Origin of the sequence: Janibacter zhangyanbonis (genome assembly GCF_050507325.1) — a bacterium.
Classification (GTDB): domain Bacteria; phylum Actinomycetota; class Actinomycetes; order Actinomycetales; family Dermatophilaceae; genus Janibacter.
Window position 1 is genome coordinate 2,604,396 of sequence record NZ_CP191481.1, and the last position, 19,414, is coordinate 2,623,809.

At 70.6% G+C, this 19,414-nt stretch carries 22 protein-coding genes; 7 read left to right on the forward strand and 15 right to left on the reverse strand.

Features of this window, described 5'->3' with window-relative positions; translation table 11 throughout:
- Positions 1–2: 2 nt before the first annotated feature.
- Complete coding sequence (gene guaB, locus ACQBJO_RS12690; RefSeq protein ID WP_421007593.1) at positions 3–1,544, reverse strand: IMP dehydrogenase; 1,542 nt, start codon at positions 1,542–1,544, stop codon at positions 3–5.
- 181 nt (positions 1,545–1,725) lie between these two features.
- Here guaB and ACQBJO_RS12695 point away from each other — a divergent pair, with 181 nt between their 5' ends.
- Positions 1,726–2,028 carry a WhiB family transcriptional regulator gene (locus ACQBJO_RS12695; RefSeq protein ID WP_421007594.1) on the forward strand — a complete coding sequence of 101 codons (303 nt, stop codon included), beginning with the start codon at positions 1,726–1,728 and terminating at the stop codon, positions 2,026–2,028.
- Positions 2,029–2,084: 56 nt separating this feature from the next.
- The gene (locus ACQBJO_RS12700; protein WP_421007595.1) at positions 2,085–2,330 is read left to right on the forward strand and encodes an RNA-binding S4 domain-containing protein; all 246 of its coding nucleotides are present in this window, start codon (positions 2,085–2,087) and stop codon (positions 2,328–2,330) included.
- A gap of 51 nt (positions 2,331–2,381) precedes the next feature.
- Here the strand turns inward: ACQBJO_RS12700 and ACQBJO_RS12705 are convergent, their stop codons facing one another.
- Entirely contained in the window at positions 2,382–3,077 is a 696-nt protein-coding gene (locus ACQBJO_RS12705; RefSeq protein WP_421007596.1) for an aspartate/glutamate racemase family protein, read from the reverse strand.
- A gap of 110 nt (positions 3,078–3,187) precedes the next feature.
- On the opposite strand from ACQBJO_RS12705, the gene serA reads away from it, so the two are divergent.
- Positions 3,188–4,390 (forward strand): phosphoglycerate dehydrogenase, encoded by a 1,203-nt coding sequence (gene serA, locus ACQBJO_RS12710; protein ID WP_421007597.1) that lies wholly within the window; start codon positions 3,188–3,190, stop codon positions 4,388–4,390.
- 5 nt (positions 4,391–4,395) lie between these two features.
- Here serA and ACQBJO_RS12715 read toward each other — a convergent pair whose 3' ends face one another.
- From ACQBJO_RS12715 to groES, 6 genes are all read right to left on the reverse strand, one after another.
- Positions 4,396–4,635 (reverse strand): hypothetical protein, encoded by a 240-nt coding sequence (locus ACQBJO_RS12715; protein ID WP_421007598.1) that lies wholly within the window; start codon positions 4,633–4,635, stop codon positions 4,396–4,398.
- Positions 4,636–5,015: 380 nt separating this feature from the next.
- Positions 5,016–5,831 carry a hypothetical protein gene (locus ACQBJO_RS12720; RefSeq protein WP_255184176.1) on the reverse strand — a complete coding sequence of 272 codons (816 nt, stop codon included), beginning with the start codon at positions 5,829–5,831 and terminating at the stop codon, positions 5,016–5,018.
- A 481-nt stretch (positions 5,832–6,312) separates the two neighbouring features.
- Complete coding sequence (locus tag ACQBJO_RS12725) at positions 6,313–7,041, reverse strand: ATP-binding cassette domain-containing protein (protein WP_369694814.1); 729 nt, start codon at positions 7,039–7,041, stop codon at positions 6,313–6,315.
- Positions 7,017–7,412 carry a hypothetical protein gene (locus ACQBJO_RS12730; RefSeq protein WP_255184177.1) on the reverse strand — a complete coding sequence of 132 codons (396 nt, stop codon included), beginning with the start codon at positions 7,410–7,412 and terminating at the stop codon, positions 7,017–7,019. Before ACQBJO_RS12730 ends, ACQBJO_RS12725 begins: the two co-directional genes overlap by 25 nt.
- 190 nt (positions 7,413–7,602) lie before the next feature.
- A complete protein-coding gene (gene groL, locus ACQBJO_RS12735) occupies positions 7,603–9,204 on the reverse strand; it encodes a chaperonin GroEL (protein WP_421007599.1) in 1,602 nt (533 codons plus the stop codon).
- A 98-nt stretch (positions 9,205–9,302) separates the two neighbouring features.
- The gene (groES, locus tag ACQBJO_RS12740; RefSeq protein WP_007924339.1) at positions 9,303–9,599 is read right to left on the reverse strand and encodes a co-chaperone GroES; all 297 of its coding nucleotides are present in this window, start codon (positions 9,597–9,599) and stop codon (positions 9,303–9,305) included.
- Between the two features lie 213 nt (positions 9,600–9,812).
- Between groES and ACQBJO_RS12745 the strand changes: the two genes are divergently transcribed.
- The 3 genes from ACQBJO_RS12745 to ACQBJO_RS12755 are packed head-to-tail and all read left to right on the forward strand — an operon-like array spanning position 9,813 to position 12,358.
- On the forward strand, positions 9,813–11,051 hold the full coding sequence (locus tag ACQBJO_RS12745; protein ID WP_421007600.1) for a class I SAM-dependent methyltransferase: 1,239 nt from the start codon (positions 9,813–9,815) through the stop codon (positions 11,049–11,051).
- Between the two features lie 60 nt (positions 11,052–11,111).
- On the forward strand, positions 11,112–11,795 hold the full coding sequence (locus tag ACQBJO_RS12750) for an MFS transporter (protein WP_421007601.1): 684 nt from the start codon (positions 11,112–11,114) through the stop codon (positions 11,793–11,795).
- Positions 11,792–12,358: a hypothetical protein gene (locus tag ACQBJO_RS12755; protein WP_421007602.1), complete on the forward strand. Its 567-nt coding sequence runs from the start codon at positions 11,792–11,794 to the stop codon at positions 12,356–12,358. The genes ACQBJO_RS12750 and ACQBJO_RS12755 overlap by 4 nt, the downstream gene beginning before the upstream one ends.
- 51 nt (positions 12,359–12,409) lie before the next feature.
- On the opposite strand, the gene ACQBJO_RS12760 is transcribed toward ACQBJO_RS12755, so the two are convergent.
- Positions 12,410–12,703 carry a hypothetical protein gene (locus ACQBJO_RS12760; RefSeq protein ID WP_427801359.1) on the reverse strand — a complete coding sequence of 98 codons (294 nt, stop codon included), beginning with the start codon at positions 12,701–12,703 and terminating at the stop codon, positions 12,410–12,412.
- Between ACQBJO_RS12760 and ACQBJO_RS12765 the strand changes: the two genes are divergently transcribed.
- Positions 12,669–13,682, forward strand: coding sequence for a glycoside hydrolase family 3 N-terminal domain-containing protein (locus ACQBJO_RS12765; RefSeq protein ID WP_427801360.1), 1,014 nt, complete (start codon positions 12,669–12,671; stop codon positions 13,680–13,682). The two genes, ACQBJO_RS12760 and ACQBJO_RS12765, sit on opposite strands and share 35 nt — an antisense overlap.
- 474 nt (positions 13,683–14,156) lie before the next feature.
- Here the strand turns inward: ACQBJO_RS12765 and tsaD are convergent, their stop codons facing one another.
- The 6 genes from tsaD to alr are packed head-to-tail and all read right to left on the reverse strand — an operon-like array spanning position 14,157 to position 19,383.
- A complete protein-coding gene (tsaD, locus tag ACQBJO_RS12770; RefSeq protein WP_255184182.1) occupies positions 14,157–15,236 on the reverse strand; it encodes a tRNA (adenosine(37)-N6)-threonylcarbamoyltransferase complex transferase subunit TsaD in 1,080 nt (359 codons plus the stop codon).
- Positions 15,233–15,712: a ribosomal protein S18-alanine N-acetyltransferase gene (gene rimI / locus ACQBJO_RS12775; RefSeq protein WP_421007604.1), complete on the reverse strand. Its 480-nt coding sequence runs from the start codon at positions 15,710–15,712 to the stop codon at positions 15,233–15,235. Before rimI ends, tsaD begins: the two co-directional genes overlap by 4 nt.
- Entirely contained in the window at positions 15,709–16,485 is a 777-nt protein-coding gene (gene tsaB / locus ACQBJO_RS12780; protein ID WP_421007605.1) for a tRNA (adenosine(37)-N6)-threonylcarbamoyltransferase complex dimerization subunit type 1 TsaB, read from the reverse strand. The genes rimI and tsaB overlap by 4 nt, the downstream gene beginning before the upstream one ends.
- A complete protein-coding gene (gene tsaE, locus ACQBJO_RS12785) occupies positions 16,482–17,012 on the reverse strand; it encodes a tRNA (adenosine(37)-N6)-threonylcarbamoyltransferase complex ATPase subunit type 1 TsaE (RefSeq protein ID WP_421007606.1) in 531 nt (176 codons plus the stop codon). The genes tsaB and tsaE overlap by 4 nt, the downstream gene beginning before the upstream one ends.
- Entirely contained in the window at positions 17,009–18,175 is a 1,167-nt protein-coding gene (locus ACQBJO_RS12790; protein WP_421007607.1) for an alpha/beta fold hydrolase, read from the reverse strand. The genes tsaE and ACQBJO_RS12790 overlap by 4 nt, the downstream gene beginning before the upstream one ends.
- A complete protein-coding gene (alr, locus tag ACQBJO_RS12795; RefSeq protein WP_421007608.1) occupies positions 18,175–19,383 on the reverse strand; it encodes an alanine racemase in 1,209 nt (402 codons plus the stop codon). The genes ACQBJO_RS12790 and alr overlap by 1 nt, the downstream gene beginning before the upstream one ends.
- Positions 19,384–19,414 lie beyond the last annotated feature (31 nt).

Genomic DNA, 19,414 nt, shown 5'->3' on the forward strand with positions numbered 1-19,414 from the left:
GGTCAGCCCAGGCTGTAGTTGGGCGCCTCGACGATGCCCTGGATGTCGTGCGGGTGGCTCTCCTTGAGGGAGGCGGAGGTGATCCGGACGAACTTCCCCTTCGCCTGGAGCTCGGGGATGGTGCCGGCACCGACGTAGAACATCGACTGCCGTAGGCCGCCGACCATCTGGTGCGCGACCTGGGCGAGGGTGCCGCGGTAGGCCACGCGCCCCTCGATGCCCTCGGGCACGAGCTGGTCGTCGCTCGTGACCTCGGCCTGGAAGTAGCGGTCCTTGCTGAAGGACTTCTTGCCGCGGCTGCTCATCGCGCCGAGGCTGCCCATGCCGCGGTAGGCCTTGAACTGCTTGCCGTTGACGAAGATCAGCTCGCCCGGGCTCTCCTCGCAGCCAGCGAGGAGCGAGCCGACCATGACAGTGTCGGCGCCGGCGACGATCGCCTTGGCGATGTCACCGGAGTACTGCAGACCGCCGTCGGCGATGACCGGGATCCCGGCCGGCTTGGCCGCGAGGGAGGCGTCGTGGACCGCGGTGATCTGCGGGGCGCCGACGCCGGTGACGATGCGCGTGGTGCAGATCGAGCCCGGCCCGACGCCCACCTTGATGCCGTCGACCCCGGCGTCGATGAAGGCCTGGGCGCCCTCGCGGGTCGCGACATTGCCGCCGATGACCTGGACGTGGCGGGTGGCCGGGTCGGACTTGAGCCGCTCGACCATCTCGAGCAGCAGCTTGACGTGGCCGTGGGCGGTGTCGGCGACGAGCACGTCGACACCGGCGTCGATGAGGGTCGTCGCGCGCTCCCACGCGTCGCCGAAGTAGCCGATGGCCGCGCCGACGAGCAGGCGGCCCTGCGCGTCCTTGCTCGCGTTGGGGAACTGCTCGCTCTTGACGAAGTCCTTGACCGTGATGAGCCCGGCGAGACGGCCGGCGTCGTCGACGATCGGCAGCCGCTCGCGCTTGTGCTGACGCAGCAGGAGGGTCGCGTCCTCCTGGGAGATGCCGACCGGCGCGGTGATCAGGGGCATCGGGGTCATGACGTCGCGCACGAGCGTCGTGGCCCACTCGGCGACCGGGGTGAAGCGCAGGTCGCGGTTGGTGATGATGCCGATGAGCACGCCCGCGTCGTCGACGACCGGCAGGCCGGAGACGCGGTACTCGCCGCAGCGCTGGTCGAGGTCGTCGAGGGTCGCGTCGGGCCCGATGACGACGGGGTTGGTGATCATGCCCGTCTGGGTCCGCTTGACGAGGTCGACTTGGTAGGCCTGGTCCTCGATGGAGAGGTTGCGGTGGAGGACGCCGATGCCGCCCTGGCGGGCCATGGCGATCGCCATGCGCGACTCGGTGACGGTGTCCATCGCCGCGGAGATGAGCGGCGTCTTGAGGCTGATCTCGCGGGTCAGTCGACTCGTGGTGTCGAGGTCGCCGGGTGCCAGCTCGCTGTAGCCCGGCAGCAGCAGGACGTCGTCGTAGGTCAGGCCCAGCTTGGCGAAGGGGTCGGGGATCGCGCCCCCGGAGTGGTCACGGGCGGTCGGGTCACCGAAATCCATCTCCCTATCCTAAGCCACCCCCTAGGCGCTCCCGGACCTGACCAATTGCTGACCAAACGGCTGATTCCTAGGGCGAACCCATACCTTTTTGTCGACCTCTGTTTGCGCCGATCTTCTTAGGTTGGCTGGGAAGAGACGGGGGTGCATGCCTCCTCGGCAGCACTTGAGCACGGAGGTAGACATGGCGCACGCAGACAAGGTGCCGGGTCCGGTCGCGGACCACTGGGAGTGGCAGTTCGACGGCGCCTGCCGCGAGACGGGCAGCGAGTCCTTCTACCACCCGGACGGTGAGCGCGGCGCGGCCCGCCGCCTGCGGGACGCCGCCGCGAAGGAGATCTGCGCGAGCTGCCCCGTGATGACCGCGTGCCGCGAGCACGCCCTGGCGATCCGTGAGCCCTTCGGCGTCTGGGGCGGCATGACCGAGGACGAGCGTCAGGTCGCGCTCACCGAGCGCGACATCGCCGCCGCCGGCATCGCCGGCTGAGCCACGTCCCTGCGAAGGGGGCGGAGCGCGCCCCCTTCGCGTCCTAGGCTGGTGGGGTGACCTCCCCCGAAGCCGTCCACATCCGCGACGAGTCCATCCGCCTCGGCCAGCTGCTCAAGCTCGCCGGGCTCGTGGAGGACGGCGTCGTGGCCCGTGAGGTCATCGCCGCCGGTGAGGTGAGCGTCGACGGTCAGGTCGAGACCCGGCGTGGCGCGCAGATCCGCGCGGGCAGCGTCGTGGGCTTCGCCGGTCAGCAGGTCGAGGTCGTCACCGGAGAGGCCGAGATCGACGTCCCCTGGTAGCCCTTCGAGGCGGTTGCTGCGCAACCTTCCTCAGGGACCGGGTGCGAGGCGTCAGCCCTCGGTGAGCATCCAGTCGAGCGCCTGGTCGACGTGGATCGCCGTCGTGTCGTGCAGCGGCACGGGGCAGTCGTCCTCCTCGAGCAGGAGGCCGAGCTCGGTGCCGGCGAGCACGACGCACTCGGCGCCGCGGTCGGTCATCCCCTGCAGAACCGCGCGCAGCGCCCGGCGCGAGGAGTCCTTGATGACCCCGTGCACGAGCTCCTCGTAGATGATCCGGTCGACCTCGGGCCGCTCGGCCTCCTCGGGCAGGATCACCTCGATGCCGCGCTGGGTGAAGGGCGTGGTGTAGAAGTCGCCGGACATCGTCGTCAGGGTCGCGAGCAGGCCGACCTTGCGCTGGCGGGAGGCCTCGACCCGGCGGGCCGTCGCCTCGGCGATGTGGAGGAAGGGCACGTCGACGGCCTCGGCCACCTGGTCCGCCACGACGTGCATCGTGTTGGCGGCGAGGATGATGCCCTCCGCTCCCCCGGCCTGCAGGCTGCGGGCGCCCTCGACGAGCAACCGAGCCATCTCGTCCCAGTCACCCGCGTTCTCGGCATCGTCGACCGGCTGGAAGTCGAGGCTGTGGACGAGGACGCGGGCGCTGTGCAAGCCGCCCAGGCGCGCATCGACCCCTTCGTTGAGACGGCGGTAGTACTCCGCCGTCGCCGACCAACCCATTCCGCCGAGGACACCGAGGAGACGCATGGCCCACACCCTAGCCAGCGGCCCTGTCCCCGTGGGGTCTTCGTTCCGCCCTGTGGTTCGCATCGCGGGCGCCTGCCCGGCCGCACCGGGCCCGGGCATACCCTGCACGCGTGAAGGTGCTGCTGCTCGAAAACATCCATGACGTCGCCCGCGACGCGCTCGTCGACGCCGGCTTCGAGGTCGAGACCCGCTCCGGGGCCCTCGACGAGGCCGAGCTGATCTCCGCCCTCGAGGGGGTTGACCTGCTCGGCATCCGCTCGAAGACCAAGGTCACCCAGGCCGTCATCGCGGCCCGCCCGGAGCTCAAGGCCGTCGGCGCCTTCTGCATCGGCACCAACCAGATCGACCTCGACGCGGCCGCGCAGGCCGGCACGGTCGTCTTCAACGCCCCCTTCTCCAACACGCGCAGCGTCGTCGAGCTGGCCCTCGGCGAGATCATCTCGCTTGCCCGCCACCTGACGGACAAGAACGCCGCGCTCCACGCCGGCGTCTGGGACAAGTCGGCGAAGGGGGCCCACGAGGTCCGCGGCCGCACCCTCGGCATCGTCGGCTACGGCAACATCGGCGCCCAGCTGTCCGTCGTCGCCGAGGCCTTCGGCATGCACGTCTCCTTCTACGACCTCGAGGACAAGCTGCCGCTCGGCAACGCCAAGAAGTGCGACACCCTCGACGAGCTGCTCGAGACCTGCGAGACGATCACGCTCCACGTCGACGGTCGCGCGGGCAATGCCGGCACCTTCGGCGCCGAGCAGTTCGCGAAGATGCGCCCGCGCAGCCTCTTCCTCAACCTCTCCCGCGGCTTCGTCGTCGACCTCGAGGCCCTGCGCGACAACCTCGTCTCCGGGCACATCGCCGGCGCGGCCGTCGACGTCTTCCCGAGCGAGCCCAAGAAGGCGGGCGACCCCTTCGAGAACTGCCTGCAGGGCATCCCCAACGTCATCCTCACCCCGCACGTCGGCGGCTCCACCGAGGAGGCGCAGTACGACATCGGTCGCTACGTCGCCGGCAAGCTGCGCGACTGGGCCGACACCGGTGCGACCTCGATGTCGGTCAACGTCCCCGCCGTCGCCGCCCCCGTCGCCGCGGGCAGCACCCGCATCCTCCACCTGCACAGGAACGTCCCCGGCGTCCTCGCCCGGGTCAACACGATCCTCTCCGAGGGCGACGTCAACATCGACAGCCAGCAGCTGAGCACCAAGGGCGAGTACGGCTACGCCGTCACCGACCTCGCCAGCAACCTGCCCGCCGACACCGAGCAGCGCCTGCGCGACCTGCCCGAGACCGTCGAGGTCCGCGTCATCGTCACGGTCTGATCCGGTTAGTTGCCGTCCCCCAAGTCCCCGGCTCGGGGCCCGACCCGGGGACGAGCACCCATGACCGCGTACTGCGCCAGACCTACGAGCGCCGTGCAGGCTGCGGCGACCTTGAGTTGTTCGCCGAACCTCAGCGAGTAGAGAACGTTGGCGGAGAGCGGGACGACTCCGGGCACAGAAGAGACGGCGACCAATAACGCCGGGGCGATCCACGCGGCGCGGGCTCCGATACTGGCCGCCGCCATCGTCGCCATCCCCGACAGGAGGAGCGAGACCAACATGATGTGCGGAACCGGGAGGTGAGCGTTGCCCGCCACCGCGGCCATCCCCAAGCAGGTCGTCGCCACGAAGACACCGGACCACATGAGGCGGTGCCACACAAGGGAGCGGCAACGAGTGAGCACCGCCGATGGGAGCGCTTCGTCCAATACCCTGGACATCACGGCCAGGGGTACCAAGGCACCCGCGATGGTCAGAGAGTCCACGTAGGTCCCCCGCGGTTCGTGGGGGAACAGCCACGAAGCTGACAGACGCGCGAGCCCCGCAGCGAGGAGTAGGGCCAAGAAGAGGTCGACTGCCAAGCGGCCGTCGAAACCTCGCACCAACCACTGGCCGCCCGGGCTCCTCACCCGAGGTCCTTAAGTGAGATGTCGCCGGCACGCCAAGCCGTGGCGTTGCGCGACAACCACTCACCTCTCGCCCTTGGCCCACGCTGCTGCCACTTCCGCGCCACCCTCGACACCTCCGGATCAGCGAGCATCTGATCGAGGGGTGCCGCTCCCGGGTAGAGGCTGCCGTCGCTAGGAAGCCCTAGGTCTCGCAATGCCTGACGTTCAACGACCCACTGAGCTCGCGAGTCGCCCGCGCCACCAGGACGTACCAGCGACTTGAGCCACAGACCCTCCAGAACGCGACGATCGGGGCGGGTCTGCGCCGACAGGTCCAGTCCGGCGTCAGACAAAGAGATCCTCCGCCCTGACGCCAGGCTGCGGACCACCTCTGCGTGATTCCTGTCGAAGACAGCGCCTTCGTCATCGACGAGGACCACCTGCTCGGGGGCTGCCAATGGCGCGACGTTAACGACTCTGCGGTAGGTCGATGCGATGTCTTCGGCCAGGTAGCTTTTCACTGAGGGCACACACACTTCAACGTGGTGTCGGGTCATGCACACCGTTCGCGCAGCTGCCCAGTCCGGCTGACGTTCGACGTCGGACAGGAGGAAGGACCCCGACAAGCTGATCGAGATGATCCCCGCAGCGATCCAACGGAAGAACCCGAGAATCCCACTGGCCAGACTGATCGGCACCAAGGCTTGGACGAGATAGATCCAGCCCGGCGTGAAAAATAGTGTCATCGAGCGAAAATCGATGGGATGCGCCGCCACGAAGGGCGGCGCCGCCGCTCGAAAAAGCACGAGGACGACAGCCGCGTAACCCAGCACGGCGGACGCGGCAGGGACCCAACGACGAGGCCAACGGCCCCCAACCACGACTCCGAGAACTGAGGAGACGGCGATCCAACCGAGCGCGGGAATGAGCACAAGTGGCTGTGGTCGTCCGTGCGTGGCAGTTCCAGCCGTCAGTGCCCACATCGCTAGAGCCGTGGTCGTCAGTCCCAGAGTCGCGACTGCGGCAACCTCCGCCGCGAAGCGGCGCTCTGCCCTCACTCGCTCGTGCGGCGGGCCGACTGCCAACTGATCAATTCCGCTCCGAGCTCGCGACGCGGCAAGCCAACTCGCTGTCCCCAAGACCACGGGAAGGGCCACGATCAATGTCCGGCCGATCATCGCATCGGTCTCGGTCCACACACCGTGCCAAGTTTCCCGCCGGCCCCAAGCGACCAGTCCCGAGGCGATGGCAGTGGTCAACCCGAGGACGATCGCACTTCGACGATCCAGCATGACGAGCCGAACCCATCGACGATCATGCAATCGCACGCAGGTACCCTTCACGCACGTCCGCTACCTCGGGGGCTGACACACCAGTCAGGCCCGCTGGGGTGCCTTCAAACCGGACCGCGCCATCGTGGATGATGACCAGTCGCTGCGCCACTGCCGCTACGTCCTCGAGAAGGTGCGTCGAAATCACCACCGAGGTGTCCGTAGAAATGCCACGAATTCTACGGTGAAAATCATCGCGCTGCTCCGGGTCGAGACCCACTGTGGGCTCGTCCATGAGAATGCTGCGGGGGTTGCCCACCAGCGCACAGGCGATTCCCACCCTGCGCATCTGACCACCCGAAAGTCGTCCAAAAGGGGATCGAGCGACACCGGCGAGGCCCACGGCCGACAGAACGCGCTCCACATCGACATCGCAGCGTTTCAGCCATGCGGCGTACTGGATAATGCTCGAAACAGTGGCCCGATCCGGCGCGCCGAATGACTGGGGCAACCACCCGAGGTCACCGCGCAAGACTCGCCAGTCGTGGGAAGAGGCTACGGGGCGGCCACCACGGAGAACGCTCCCGCTGTTGATTCTCATATCACCAAGGAGCGCCCGGAAGAGGGTCGTTTTCCCTGCACCGTTGGGGCCCATGAGGACGGTACAACCCGGCGGAAACTCGCAGGTAACGGATCGAAGCACTTCGCGGCCGCCACGGCTCACACTGAGTGCTCGGGTCCCAATACTCACTTTCGGATCGTTGACGACCACGAGCCGCAAGGGTCCGGCGAGTATGGGACGTCACGGCAGATCTGATCGCTCCCGCCCTCGCTCGACGTCGAGATGGCCGTGACGACACATTGATAACCCTGCCGCTTGACAGCGGTCAACGAACTTGTGGCCGGTGTATAACGGCCACACTTATAGTCGGGCTCGTTGTCGAAGACAACCTTTCCGCTGAAGTACACCGGGTCACCGTGGGTTGATTTGAGCGAGCCATTGCGCTCATACCCCTTGGTGAACCACTCCTGGACATAAAAGGTGCCCGAACCATCGTCCGACGACACCGTGACTGCATAGGCCATTGATGGGATGAGCGCCAACCCCACCCCGCCCACCACCGCAATCAACGTGCGCTTCATGGAACCCTCCCCCGTCTTGTGTGATGGCATGAGGCTCCACCTTCTCCCGACTCATGTCAAGGGGTGGTTTCGAGGCTCCTTCGTCGCACCACAACCACCAGAGGGCCATCACACCTCAACCACCGGCGCATGACGAAGGGGGCGGCGCACCGGTTGGTGCGCCGCCCCCCCCTTCGCTCAGGTCAGGACGTCAGTGCGAGTGGCCGTGGCCCTCGTCCTCGTCCTCCTTCTTGTCCACGACGAGCGTGTCGGTGGTCAGGACCATCGACGCGATCGAGGCGGCGTTGACGAGCGCGGAGCGGGTGACCTTGACCGGGTCGATGACGCCCTGGCCGATGAGGTCGCCGTACTCGCCCGTCGCGGCGTTGAGGCCCTGGCCCGGGGTCAGCTCCTGCACCTTGGCGACGGCGACGTAGCCCTCGAGGCCCGCGTTCTCGGCGATCCAGCGCAGCGGCTCGACACCGGCGGTGCGCACGATGTTGGCGCCGACCTGCTCGTCACCCTCGAGCTGCACGGCGTCGAGCGCGGAGACCGCGTGCGCCAGGGCGGAGCCACCGCCGGCGACGATGCCCTCCTCGATGGCCGCGCGGGTCGCGGAGATCGCGTCCTCGATGCGGTGCTTCTTCTCCTTGAGCTCGACCTCGGTGTGCGCGCCGACCTGGATGACGCAGACGCCACCGGCGAGCTTGGCGAGGCGCTCCTGGAGCTTCTCGCGGTCCCAGTCGGAGTCGGTGCGCTCGATCTCGGACTTGATCTGGTTGACCCGACCGGTCACGTCGTCGGCGGCACCCTGGCCGTCGATGATCGTCGTGTTGTCCTTGGTGACGACGATGCGACGGGCCTGGCCGAGGTCCTCGAGACCGACCTGGTCGAGCTTGAGGCCGACCTCCTCGGCGATGACCTGGCCACCGGTGAGGATCGCCATGTCCTGCAGCATCGCCTTGCGGCGGTCGCCGAAGCCGGGGGCCTTGACGGCCGCGACGTTGAAGACGCCCTTGAGCTTGTTGACGACGAGCGTCGAGAGGGCCTCGCCGTCGATGTCCTCGGCGATGACGAGCAGCGGCTTGCCGGACTGCACGACCTTCTCGAGCACCGGGAGGATCTCCTGGATGTTGGAGATCTTGCCCTGGTTGATCAGGACGTAGGCGTCCTCGAGGACACCCTCCATGCGCTCCGGGTCAGTCACGAAGTAGGGGCTGATGTAGCCCTTGTCGAACTGCATGCCCTCGGTGAAGTCGAGCGCGGTCTCGGCCGTCGAGGACTCCTCGACGGTGATGACGCCGTCCTTGCCGACCTTGTCGAAGGCCTCGGCGATGGTCCCGCCGATGCCCTGGTCCTGGGCGGAGAGCGAGGCGACCTGGGCGATCTCGTCCTTACCCTCGACCTCACGGGCGGTCTCGAGCAGGCGGGCCGAGACGGCCTCGACGGCCTTGTCGATGCCGCGCTTGAGGCCGGACGGGGCGGCGCCCGCGGCAACATTGCGCAGGCCCTCCTTGACCATGGCCTGGGCGAGGACGGTCGCGGTCGTCGTGCCGTCACCGGCGACGTCGTTGGTCTTGGTGGCGACCTCCTTGGCGAGCTGGGCGCCGAGGTTCTCGTAGGGGTCCTCGAGCTCGATCTCGCGGGCGATGGTCACGCCGTCGTTGGTGATCGTCGGGGCGCCCCACTGCTTGTCGATGACGACGTTGCGGCCCTTGGGGCCGAGCGTCACCTTGACGGCGTTGGCGAGCTGGTCGACGCCGCGCTGAAGGGCGTCACGGGCGGAGTCGTTGAACTCCAGTTCCTTGGCCATGTCTGTCCTTTGGTTCTAACGAAGGGGGGAAAAGCGACGCCCCGGAGGGCCCGGGAGAGGGCCGCACCCGGGGCGTCAGCTGTGAGTCGTGCGCAGGCTCAGGCGAGGATCGCGAGCACGTCGCGGGCGGAGAGGATGAGGTACTCCTCGCCGCCGTGCTTGATCTCGGTGCCGCCGTACTTGGAGTAGATGACGCGGTCGCCGACGGAGATGTCCATCGGGACGCGCTCGTCACCGTCGTCGTTGAAGCGGCCGGGGCCGACGGCGACGACCTCGCCCTCCTGCGGCTTCTCCTTGGCGGTGTCCGGGATGACGAGGCCGGAGGCGGTGGTCTGCTGCGCCTCGATGCCCTTGACGACGATCCGGTCCTCGAGCGGCTTGATGGAAACCGACACGGTGACTCCTTCTGTGGGGACGAATGTGTGAGTTCTGGGGCGAAGCCGGGCCGGGCGCCGTCGCGGGGGTCGTCCAACCGTGGCATCTGGCACTCGCCAGTGGTGAGTGCCAAGAGCAAATCTAGGCCGCCGTTTGGCACTCGGTCAACCCGAGTGCCAGCGCCCGGTCGGATAGGTCCGCCGTGCCGAGCACGATGCGTGACAATGGCGCACGTGGACCCGACGACCGTGCGCTGGCTGGCCTCCCCCGAGGGGCACGAGTCCCTGCACGGCCTGCCCGAGTACCGCGAGGCGGACGCGGTCGGTCTGGCCTCGCGGCTGCGGGCGGCGGGCCACTCCGCCGAGCGCGTCGCCGCGCTCCTGACGCAGAAGCGTCTGCAGGCTCGCGCGCAGGAGAAGTTCGGCGAGTTCGCCGAGGGCATGCTCTTCACCCCCGACGGGCTCGAGCAGGCCAGCCGCCTCGAGGTCGCCGCCACCCACGCCGGGCGCTACGCGACCGCGAGCCTGGCGACCGTCCACGACCTCGGCTGCGGCATCGGCTCCGACGCGATGGCGATGAGCGCCCTCGGTGTCACCGTCCACGGGGTCGACGCCGACCCGCTCTCTGCCGCCATCGCCGACGTCAACCTGCGCCCCTGGCCCGACAGCCGGGCCCGCACGGGGGTGGCCGAGGACTTTGAGGCACCCCTCGACCCCTTGCACTCGCGCACCGGTGTCTGGCTCGACCCGGCGCGCCGCACGCCCGGCGTCACCGACCGGAGCGGGCGCACGCGACGGGTCTTCCGGCTCGACGAGATCTCGCCGTCGTGGGACTTCGTGCTGTCGGTGGCCCGCGACGTGCCCGCGACCGGCGCCAAGCTCTCCCCTTCGCTCCCCCACGACATCCCGCCGCTCGGCACCGAGGCCCAGTGGACCTCGTGGCAGGGCACCGTCCTGGAGTGCACCGTCTGGTGGGGCCCGCTCGTCAAGGAGGCCGGACGCAGCGCCCGCGTCCTGCGCAAGGGCGCGCCCCCGGTCGAGGTGGACCAGCGCACCTGCGAGGAGGACCCCGCCGCGGCCGCCTCGCTCGCCGAGACGGGGCGATGGCTCTACGAGGCCGACCGAGCCGTCAACCGGGCCGGGCTCATCGGCACGGTCACCGGCGCCGTCAGCGGGATGGAGCTCGAGGCCGGGCTGGGCTACGTCACCAGCGACGAGGCGCTCGACCTCGGCCACGCCCGCCGCTACGAGGTGCTCGAGGCGATGCCCTTCTCGGTCAAGGGGCTGCGCGGCTGGCTGCGCGAGCGCGGCATCACCGGTCTGACGGTCAAGAAGCGGGGCATCCGCCTCGACGAGGACCAGCTGCGCAAGCAGCTGAAGATCGGGCGCGGCGCCGGTGACGGCGAGAGCGCGACCGTCGTGCTCACCCGCGTCGGTGGTGAGCAGGTCGTGCTCGTCGTCGCCCTCACCTGATCACCCTCGGTGTATCTTGACGTCAAGACATATATCTTGATGTCAAGAAAAAGGAGTGCCATGACCACGTGGCTCGCACGCGTCCTGCCCCCGAGTGCCCTCGAGCGCAATCTGGCGCTGCAGTGCGTCCTGTCTGCCTTCGCCACCGGCACCTTCATCACGGGCACCGCCGTCTACTTCACCCAGGTCGTCGGCCTCACCGGGTCGCAGGTCGGACTCGGCATGTCCTTGGCCGCACTCGTGGCACTGGCTCTCCAGCTGCCGATGGGCCGACTCACGGATCGAGTGGGCGCAAAGCCCCTGTGGGTGCTCGCTTCGACCGCCGAGGCCGCCCTCTACTTCGCCTGGCCCCTCATCGGCGGGGTGATCGCCTTCGTCGCCATGCTCTCGGTGCTCGCCGTTGTCGAGACAGCCGGTCGCAATGCCCGCAACGTCTACCGGATCGCGGTCTTCGACCGGGCGACCAGGGTGCGCGCCATGGCGTACATGCGCGCGGCCCGCAACGTCGGCTACACCCTCGGAGCCGGCGCGAGCGGAGTTGCCCTCGGCCTGGGGATCGGTGCGGTGAGGGTCGTCCCCCTGATCACGGCGGGCCTGCTCGTCCTCAACGCGGCGATGATCGCCGGCCTGCTGCCCGCGATCCGACGCACGGTCGAGGCCACGACCGTCGCCGACACCGTCGGTGCCGCACCCGCGGCCTGGCGCAACACGGCTTCGTCCTGCTGGCGATGTGCAACGGCGTGATCTCCTCCAACCAGGTGCTCCTCAACGTCGTCGTGCCACTGTGGCTCGTCGAGCGCACCGACGCTCCCCCGGTGCTCCTCGCCTGGCTCTTCGGCACCAACACGGTGCTGGCGGTCCTCCTGCAGGTCCGCGCCTCCCGGGTGGCCGACTCCGTCGACGGCTCGCTGCGGGCCGTGCGGTGGTCAGGCTGGGCCTTTGTCATCTCGTGCGCCCTGATCGCCGTCACGCACGAGACGATCGGGTGGGTCTCGATCATGCTCATCTGGGCGGGCCACGTCACCATCACCGGCGCGGAGCTGTGGCAGTCGGCCGCCGACTGGGGCCTGACGTCGGAGCTGTCCGACCACCGCCGCCTCGGCGACTACCAGGGCGTGTGGGGCATGGGCTACCAGCTCGAGCCGATCATCTTCCCTGCCCTCTACACCTTCCTCGCGCTCCAGTGGGGCACACCCGGCTGGGTCGTCATCGCCGCCATCGGCGTGTCTGCGGCGGCGCTGGCCCACCCCGCCGCCCGCATGGCGGAGCGCCACCTCGCCCGGGTCGGCGCACCCGTCAGCGCCTGAGCACACCCCTGCCACCGCAGGTAGCCTGCACCCCATGCCGACCCGAGCCAGTCACCTGACCCGCGCCGCTGCAGGCCTCGCCGTCCTCGCCCTCGCGGGGTGCGGCGCCGACTCCGGGGAGGGCAGCTCGACCTCTTCCTCGTCGTCGACCTCGGGTGCGAAGACGTCGAGCTCGACGACCTCGACGTCGGCGACGTCCTCCCCTTCGTCCTCGTCGAAGACGTCGTCCGCGAGCTCCTCCTCGCGCACGACCTCCGCCACCGCCTCCGGCCCCGCCGCGAGCGCCTGCGTCAAGCAGGTGCGCGAGGCGATGACGCCGACCCAGCAGGCCGGACAGCTGCTCATGGCGGCGATGCAGCCGGGCCCCGCGACCGGTCTCGACGGGCCCATCAGGGCCCAGGGTCTGGGCTCGATGCTCTACCTCGGCGGCTGGAAGGACAGCGCGACCGTCGCGGCCGCGAGCCAGCACCTGCAGGACGTCTCCCCGACCGTCGACGGCACGAAGGTCGGCATGCTCGTCGCCGCCGACCAGGAGGGTGGCGAGGTCCAGCAGCTCACCGGCTCCGGCTTCACGTCCATGCCCTCGGGCCTCGAGCAGGCCCAGCTGCCCGACCTGCGCTCCTCTGCCAAGGGGTGGGGCGCCGAGCTCAAGCAGGCCGGCGTCAACGTCAACCTCGCCCCGACCGCCGACACCGTGCCCGCCGAGATCGGCCGGGCCAACGAGCCCATTGGCAAGTGGGGGCGCCAGTACGGCTCGAGCCCGCAGGCCGCGAGCAAGGGCGCGCTCGCCTTCGCCCAGGGGATGCAGGACGCGGGCGTCGAGCCGACGGTCAAGCACTTCCCCGGTCTGGGGCGGATCACGGGCAACACCGACCTGCGCGACACCGGCATCACCGACTCGGTGATGACCCGGGACGACTCGCACCTCACGCCCTTCGCCGATGCCATCGACGGCGGCACCCAGATCGTCATGGTCGGCTCCGCCCACTACTCGCAGATCGACGGCGAGACTCCGGCCCTGTTTTCCTCGAAGATCGTCGACGGCATGCTCCGCGACGACCTGGGCTTCGACGGGGTCGTCATCACCGACGACGTGGGCGCGGCCAAGGCGGTCTCCGCCACCCCCGTCGGCGAGCGGGCCACGAAGTTCATCGCCGCCGGCGGCGACATCGTCCTCACCGCCGACCCGAGCCAGGTCCCGACGATGGTCTCCGCCATCGAGGCCAAGGCGAAGGGGGACCCGGCCTTCGCGAAGCAGGTCACCGCGTCGGTCACCCGGGTGCTCAGGCTCAAGGAGGACATGGGTCTGCTGCGCTGCGGCTGAGCCGAGTGGCCGTGGCGCCGGGTCAGCGGCCGAGTGGCCGGGGCCAGGTGGATGGGCCCCCGCCGTCGCTCCGTACGACGAGCCACGCTCCCGCACGGCCCCGTGCCGCGCGACGCCCTACGCCATTGCTCCGTACGACGAGCCAGTTCCTTCGCCCACTGCCCGGGCCGACCTCGCCCCATACGCCGTTGCTCCGTACGACGAGCCGCGGTTCAGAGCACGGAGCAACGGCGTAGGCAGTCATCCGCACCCCCATCGCCCCGCCGATCCACCCCGCGTCCGGCTCAAAGTACGGAGCAACGGCATGGGCAGCGATCCGGGCCTCGACCGTGGGCTCCGGCTGCACCTGTGTCACCGGGGTGACGCCTGTGTGACCGCATGGAGTGACACGGGCGGGCGGATCGTCACACAGGTGCCGCGCCACCCGCGGCCGGCGCGGCTCACGGCACTCGGTCGCGCCCTCGCCGCTCGCCCTCAGTGCGCGTGGTCGTGGTCGACGTGCACCGGCAGGCCGGTGCGCACGTCGGTCACCGGCAGCGAGCTGTCGGCGGGGAGCGAGAGGTCGCTCGCCGGCCGCCCCTTGAGCATCATCTGGGCCCCGAGGCTGGCGACCATCGCGCCGTTGTCGGTGCACAGCCCCGGCCGCGGGACGCGCAGCTGGATGCCCGCGTCATCGCACCGCTGCTGGGCCATCGCCCGCAGGCGCGAGTTGGCCGCGACCCCGCCACCGACCTGCAGCGCGGCGACATCGTGCTCGGTGCAGGCGAGCACCGCCTTGCGCGTGAGGATGTCGACGACGGCCTCCTGGAAGGACGCGGCCACGTCGGCCACCGGCACGTCGCGCCCGGCGGCCTGCTCGGCCTGGACCCACCTGGTCACAGCCGTCTTGAGCCCGGAGAAGGAGAAGTCGAAGCGGTGCCGCTCCATGTCCTTGCGGCTGGAGAGCCCCCGCGGGAAGTCGATGGTGATCTGCCCGTCGCTCGCCGCCCGGTCGATGTGCGGCCCACCGGGGAAGGGCAGCCCGAGCACCCGCGCCACCTTGTCGAAGGCCTCCCCCGCGGCGTCGTCGATCGTCGACCCGAGGCTGCGGATGTCGTGCGTGACATCGGGGACGAGCAGCAGCGAGGAGTGGCCGCCGCTCACGAGCATCGCCATCGTCGGCTCCGGCAGCGGGCCGTGCTCGACGATGTCGACGGCGACGTGGCTCGCCAGGTGGTTGACGCCGTAGATCGGCAGGCCGAGCGCCACGGCCAGCGCCTTGGCCGAGGCGACCCCGACCATGAGCGGGCCGGCGAGGCCCGGGCCGGAGGTCACGGCGATGCCGTCGAGGTCGGTCAGCGCGACGCCGGCGTCACGGCAGGCCCGCTCGATCGTCGGCACCATCGCCTCGAGGTGGGCACGGGAGGCGACCTCGGGCACCACCCCGCCAAATCGGGCGTGCTCGTCGACGCTCGAGGCGATGGCGTCGACGAGCAGCTCGGTGCCGTGGACGATGCCGACACCGGTCTCGTCGCACGAGGTCTCGATGCCAAGAACGAGGGGTGCATCCGTCATGCCTGCGCCTCCTGCGTCAGGTCGAGAGCGAGGACGAGCGCGTCGACCCCACCCGGGTAGTAGCCGCGCCGGGTCTGCAGCAGCCCGAAGCCGGCCGAGTCGTAGAGCCCCCGCGCCGCGGTGTTGTCGGCGCGCACCTCGAGCAGCAGCCGCTCGGCGCCCGCGGCCCGCGAGCGCGCGACGAGCTCCTCGAGCAACCGCCGACCCAGGCCGGTGCCCCGCACCCGCGGCAGGGTCGCGATGGTCATGACGTCACTCGTGTCGCCCGCCTGGTCGAGGCCCGCATATCCGGCGACGCCCTCGGAGTCCTCGGCGAGCAGGTACTCCCGCCGCGGCCGCCCCGCGAGCTCGCCCCACCAGGACGCGAGGCTCCACGCCTCGGTCCCGAAGAGCTCCTGCTCCAGGTCCGCCAGCACCTCCAGGTCCTGCCAGCGCACCTCCCTCATGACGAAGGGGGTCACCGTCGCCGTGGTCACTGGCTCGCCTCGGCGTCCCGGCCGGCCTGCTCGGCCCGGACGGCCTGCTCGGCCCGCCGCAGGTCGCGCTGCTGCTGACGGGGTGAGGGCTTGAGCGCAGACTTCGGCGCCGTGGACGCGGGCGCGACCGCGTCGGGCCGGCGCAGGTAGAGCGGCTCGATCGGCATGTCGGCCCCGGCGGCGATGCGCCGGGCGGCCAGGCCGGCGAGGACACCGGCGTCGACGTCGAGCAGCCCGTCAGCGTCACCACCGGCGAGCGAGGTCAGCAGGTCCGGGTAGAGCAGCGGCCCGCGGCCGACGGCCGGCAGGGCGCGTACCTCCTCGGGCAGTTCAGAGGGCCGGGTCACCTCGGGCTCGTCGAGGACGGTGATCTCGCCTGCGGCGCAGCGATATCGGGCCCAGTAGACCTCCTTGCGCCGGGCGTCGGTCGCCACGAGCAGCTCACCCTCGTGACCCTGCGCGGCGGCCGCCGCGGCGAGGGCGTCGAGTGAGCAGACGCCGTGGACACCGATCCCCCGCGCGTGGGCGAAGGTCTGCGCGGTCACGAGCCCGACCCGCAGCCCGGTGAAGGGCCCCGGTCCGGTGCCGACGGCCACGTGGGTCACCTCGTCGACGCCGGTGCCGGCCGCCGCGAGGGTCTCGACGAGCATCGGGGCGAGCAGCTCGGTGTGCCGGCGGGCGTCGACGGCACTGCGGCTGGCCAGGACCTGCTCGCCGTCGTGGACGGCGACCGAGATGGCCGAGGTGGCGGTGTCGAGCGCGAGCAGCCTCACGGGGTTCCCCCTTCGTCCGGGGTCGTCGGGGCAGGCGCCCCGGAGCTCGACGCCCCGGCTGCCGCCTGCAGGTGCGCCTCGACGTCGACGTCGGCCCAGCGGGGACCGATGCCGGTGACGGCGAGCGTGCGCTCCTCGGTCTCGGGGTCGGCGACGAGGGTGATCTCGAGGCGGTCGTCGGCCAGCCCCTCGACGAGCCCGGCGCCCCACTCGACGACGGTCACGGCCTCGTCGAGCTCGGAGTCGAGGTCGAGGTCGTCGAGCTCGGCCGAGCCGCCGAGGCGGTAGGCATCGACGTGCACGAGCTCCGGCCCCCCGACGAGTGAGGGGTGCACGCGCGCGATGACGAAGGTCGGGGACGTCACGGCCCCCCGCACGCCGAGCCCCTCGCCCAGCCCGCGGGTGAAGGTCGTCTTGCCGGCCCCCAGCCCGCCGGTCAGCACGACGAGGTCACCGGCACGCAGCAGGTCGGCCAGCCGCCGCCCGGCAGCGACGGTCGTGTCGGCGTCGGTGAGGAGCACGCTCACGCGCTTCGCCCCGTCGCGGGCTCCGCGGCCCCTTCGCTGACGGCGGCTCCGGCCCGCTCGGCGTCGCTCTCGGCGTCCACGCCCCGGCTCCGCTCGAGCAGACCGAGGATGCCGTCGGTGACCGGCCCCGGCCGTTCGAGCTGCAGGAGGTGGCCGACACCGGGGACGACGACGTGCTCGGCCGCCGGCAGGGCGTCGGCGAGCGCCTGGCTGTGCGACGGCGGGGTGAGCACGTCCTTGGACCCGGCGACGATCAGCACGGGGGTGTCGACGAGACCGGGCAGGCTGTCGCGCACGTCGAGCTCGTCGAGCTCGGGCAGGAAGGCGCCGATCGCGTCGAGCCGGGTGCCGAAGATCATCGTCGCGAGCTTGCGCACCATCTCCTTGGGCATCGGCGTGCCGAAGGAGTAGCGCTGGATCGCGCGGTTCTCGACAGCACGTCCGGCGGCGCGCATGCCGCCCCACACGCCGTCGCGGCGGCCCAGCCCACCGAGGAAGCCGGGTCCGAAGCGGGTGATCACGCCGTCGAGCACCTTGCCCAGACCGACGTGCACGAGGCTGTCACCGCCGGCACTGGTCGCGATGAGGGCGACGCCGCGGACCCGGTCGCGGGTCACCTCGGGATAGCGTCCGGCGAAGCTCATGATCGTCATGCCACCCATCGAGTGGCCGACGAGGACGAGCTCCCCCTCGGGCGTCGTCGCGTCGACGACGGCCCGCAGGTCCTTGCCGAGCTGGTCGATGGTGCAGTGCTCGAGGTCGCCGGCCTGCGAGGCGCCGTGGTTGCGCTGGTCGTAGCTGACGACGCGATAGCCGGCGTCGACGAGCGCGCGCCGCTGGAAGACCCAGGAGCTGAGGTTGAGCACGAAGCCGTGGACGAGCACGACGGTCGGCCCGGTCTGCGGGGTCCAGCCCTCGGGCTCGTCGACCTCGACGTGCAGCACGACCCCGTCGTTGGCCGGCACGGCCATGACCTTGTCCGTGGCGAAGGGGAAGACGTGCACCTCGTCGTGGTGGGTCACGGCATAGGCGCGCGAGCGCTTGACCGCGGACCGGCCCGCGTAGCCCGCGCCGGCAATCGCCGCGCCGCCGACGGCCGCGGCCGCCAGACCGATGCCGGTCGCGGCCGCCTTGCCGATGCCGCCGTGCTCGTGCTCGTCCATCACAGGCCTCCGAGGTAGCGGCGGGGCACGCGGGGCCCGAGCCGGGTGACGATCTCGTAGTTGATCGTGTCGATCGCGGCGGCCCAGTCCTGGGCGGTCGGCTCGCCGTCGGCCTCCCGGCCGATGAGCACGACCTCGTCGCCGGAACGGGCCGGGCTGTCGGCGCCCAGGTCGAGCACCATCTGGTCCATGCACACGCGTCCCGCGACGGTGTAGCGGCGGCCGCCGACCTGCATCGGGCCGGCGTTGGAGGCGTGCCGCGGGATGCCGTCGGCATAGCCGAGCGGCACGAGACCGAGGCGGGTGTCCCCCTTCGTCACGTACTGGTGGCCGTAGGAGATGCCCTGGCCGGCCGGGCAGTCCTTGACGTTGATGAGGCGGGCGACGACGCGCATCGCCTCGCGCAGGCCGAAGTGGGTGGGCCCACCGATGTCGGGCACCGGCGACAGGCCGTAGATCGAGACGCCGGGGCGGACCATGTCGAGGTGCGCCGACGGGTTGGTCAGGGTCGCGGCGGAGTTGGCGAGGTGGCGGATGCACGGGCGCAGCCCGGCGCGCTCGGCGTCGGCGAGGATCTCGCCGAAGGTCTCCTGCTGGCCCCGCACCGTTGGGTGATCCGGGGCATCGGCGTAGGCGAAGTGGCTGAAGATGCCCTCGACGTCGAGCACGCCCTCGGCCTCGAGCCGGGCCGCGTCGACGAGCATGCCGGCGAGGTCGTCGCGCCACGCCCCACCGCGCCCGAGGCCGGTGTCGACCTTGAGGTGGACGCGCGCGGTGAGACCGGTCGCCCGGGCCGCCGCGGCGATCTCGGCGAGCGCCCACGGGGCGCCGGCGGACAGGGTCAGGTCGGCCCGCACCGCGGCCGCGAGGTCGGCGCCCGGCGGGAAGAGCCACGTAAGGATCGGCGCGGTGACGCCCGCGGCGCGGGCCGCCATCGCCTCGCCGAGCTGGGCGATGGCCAGGTAGGTCGCGCCGCCGGACAGCGCCGCTCCGGCAACCGGCACGAGGCCGTGGCCGTAGGCGTCGCCCTTGATGACCGCCATGACGTCGGCGTCGCCGGCGAGCTCGCCGAGGCGGGCGACGTTGTCGCGGATCGCGTCGAGGTCGATGTCCGCCCACGCGGACAGGCCGTCGGTCGGGGCATCGCTCGGCAGGACCGAGGGGGTCGCGACGGACGGCAGGGCTGGGTGCGGGGTCGAGATGTCCATGGGCTGGCACCGAGTCTAGATCGGCGAAGGG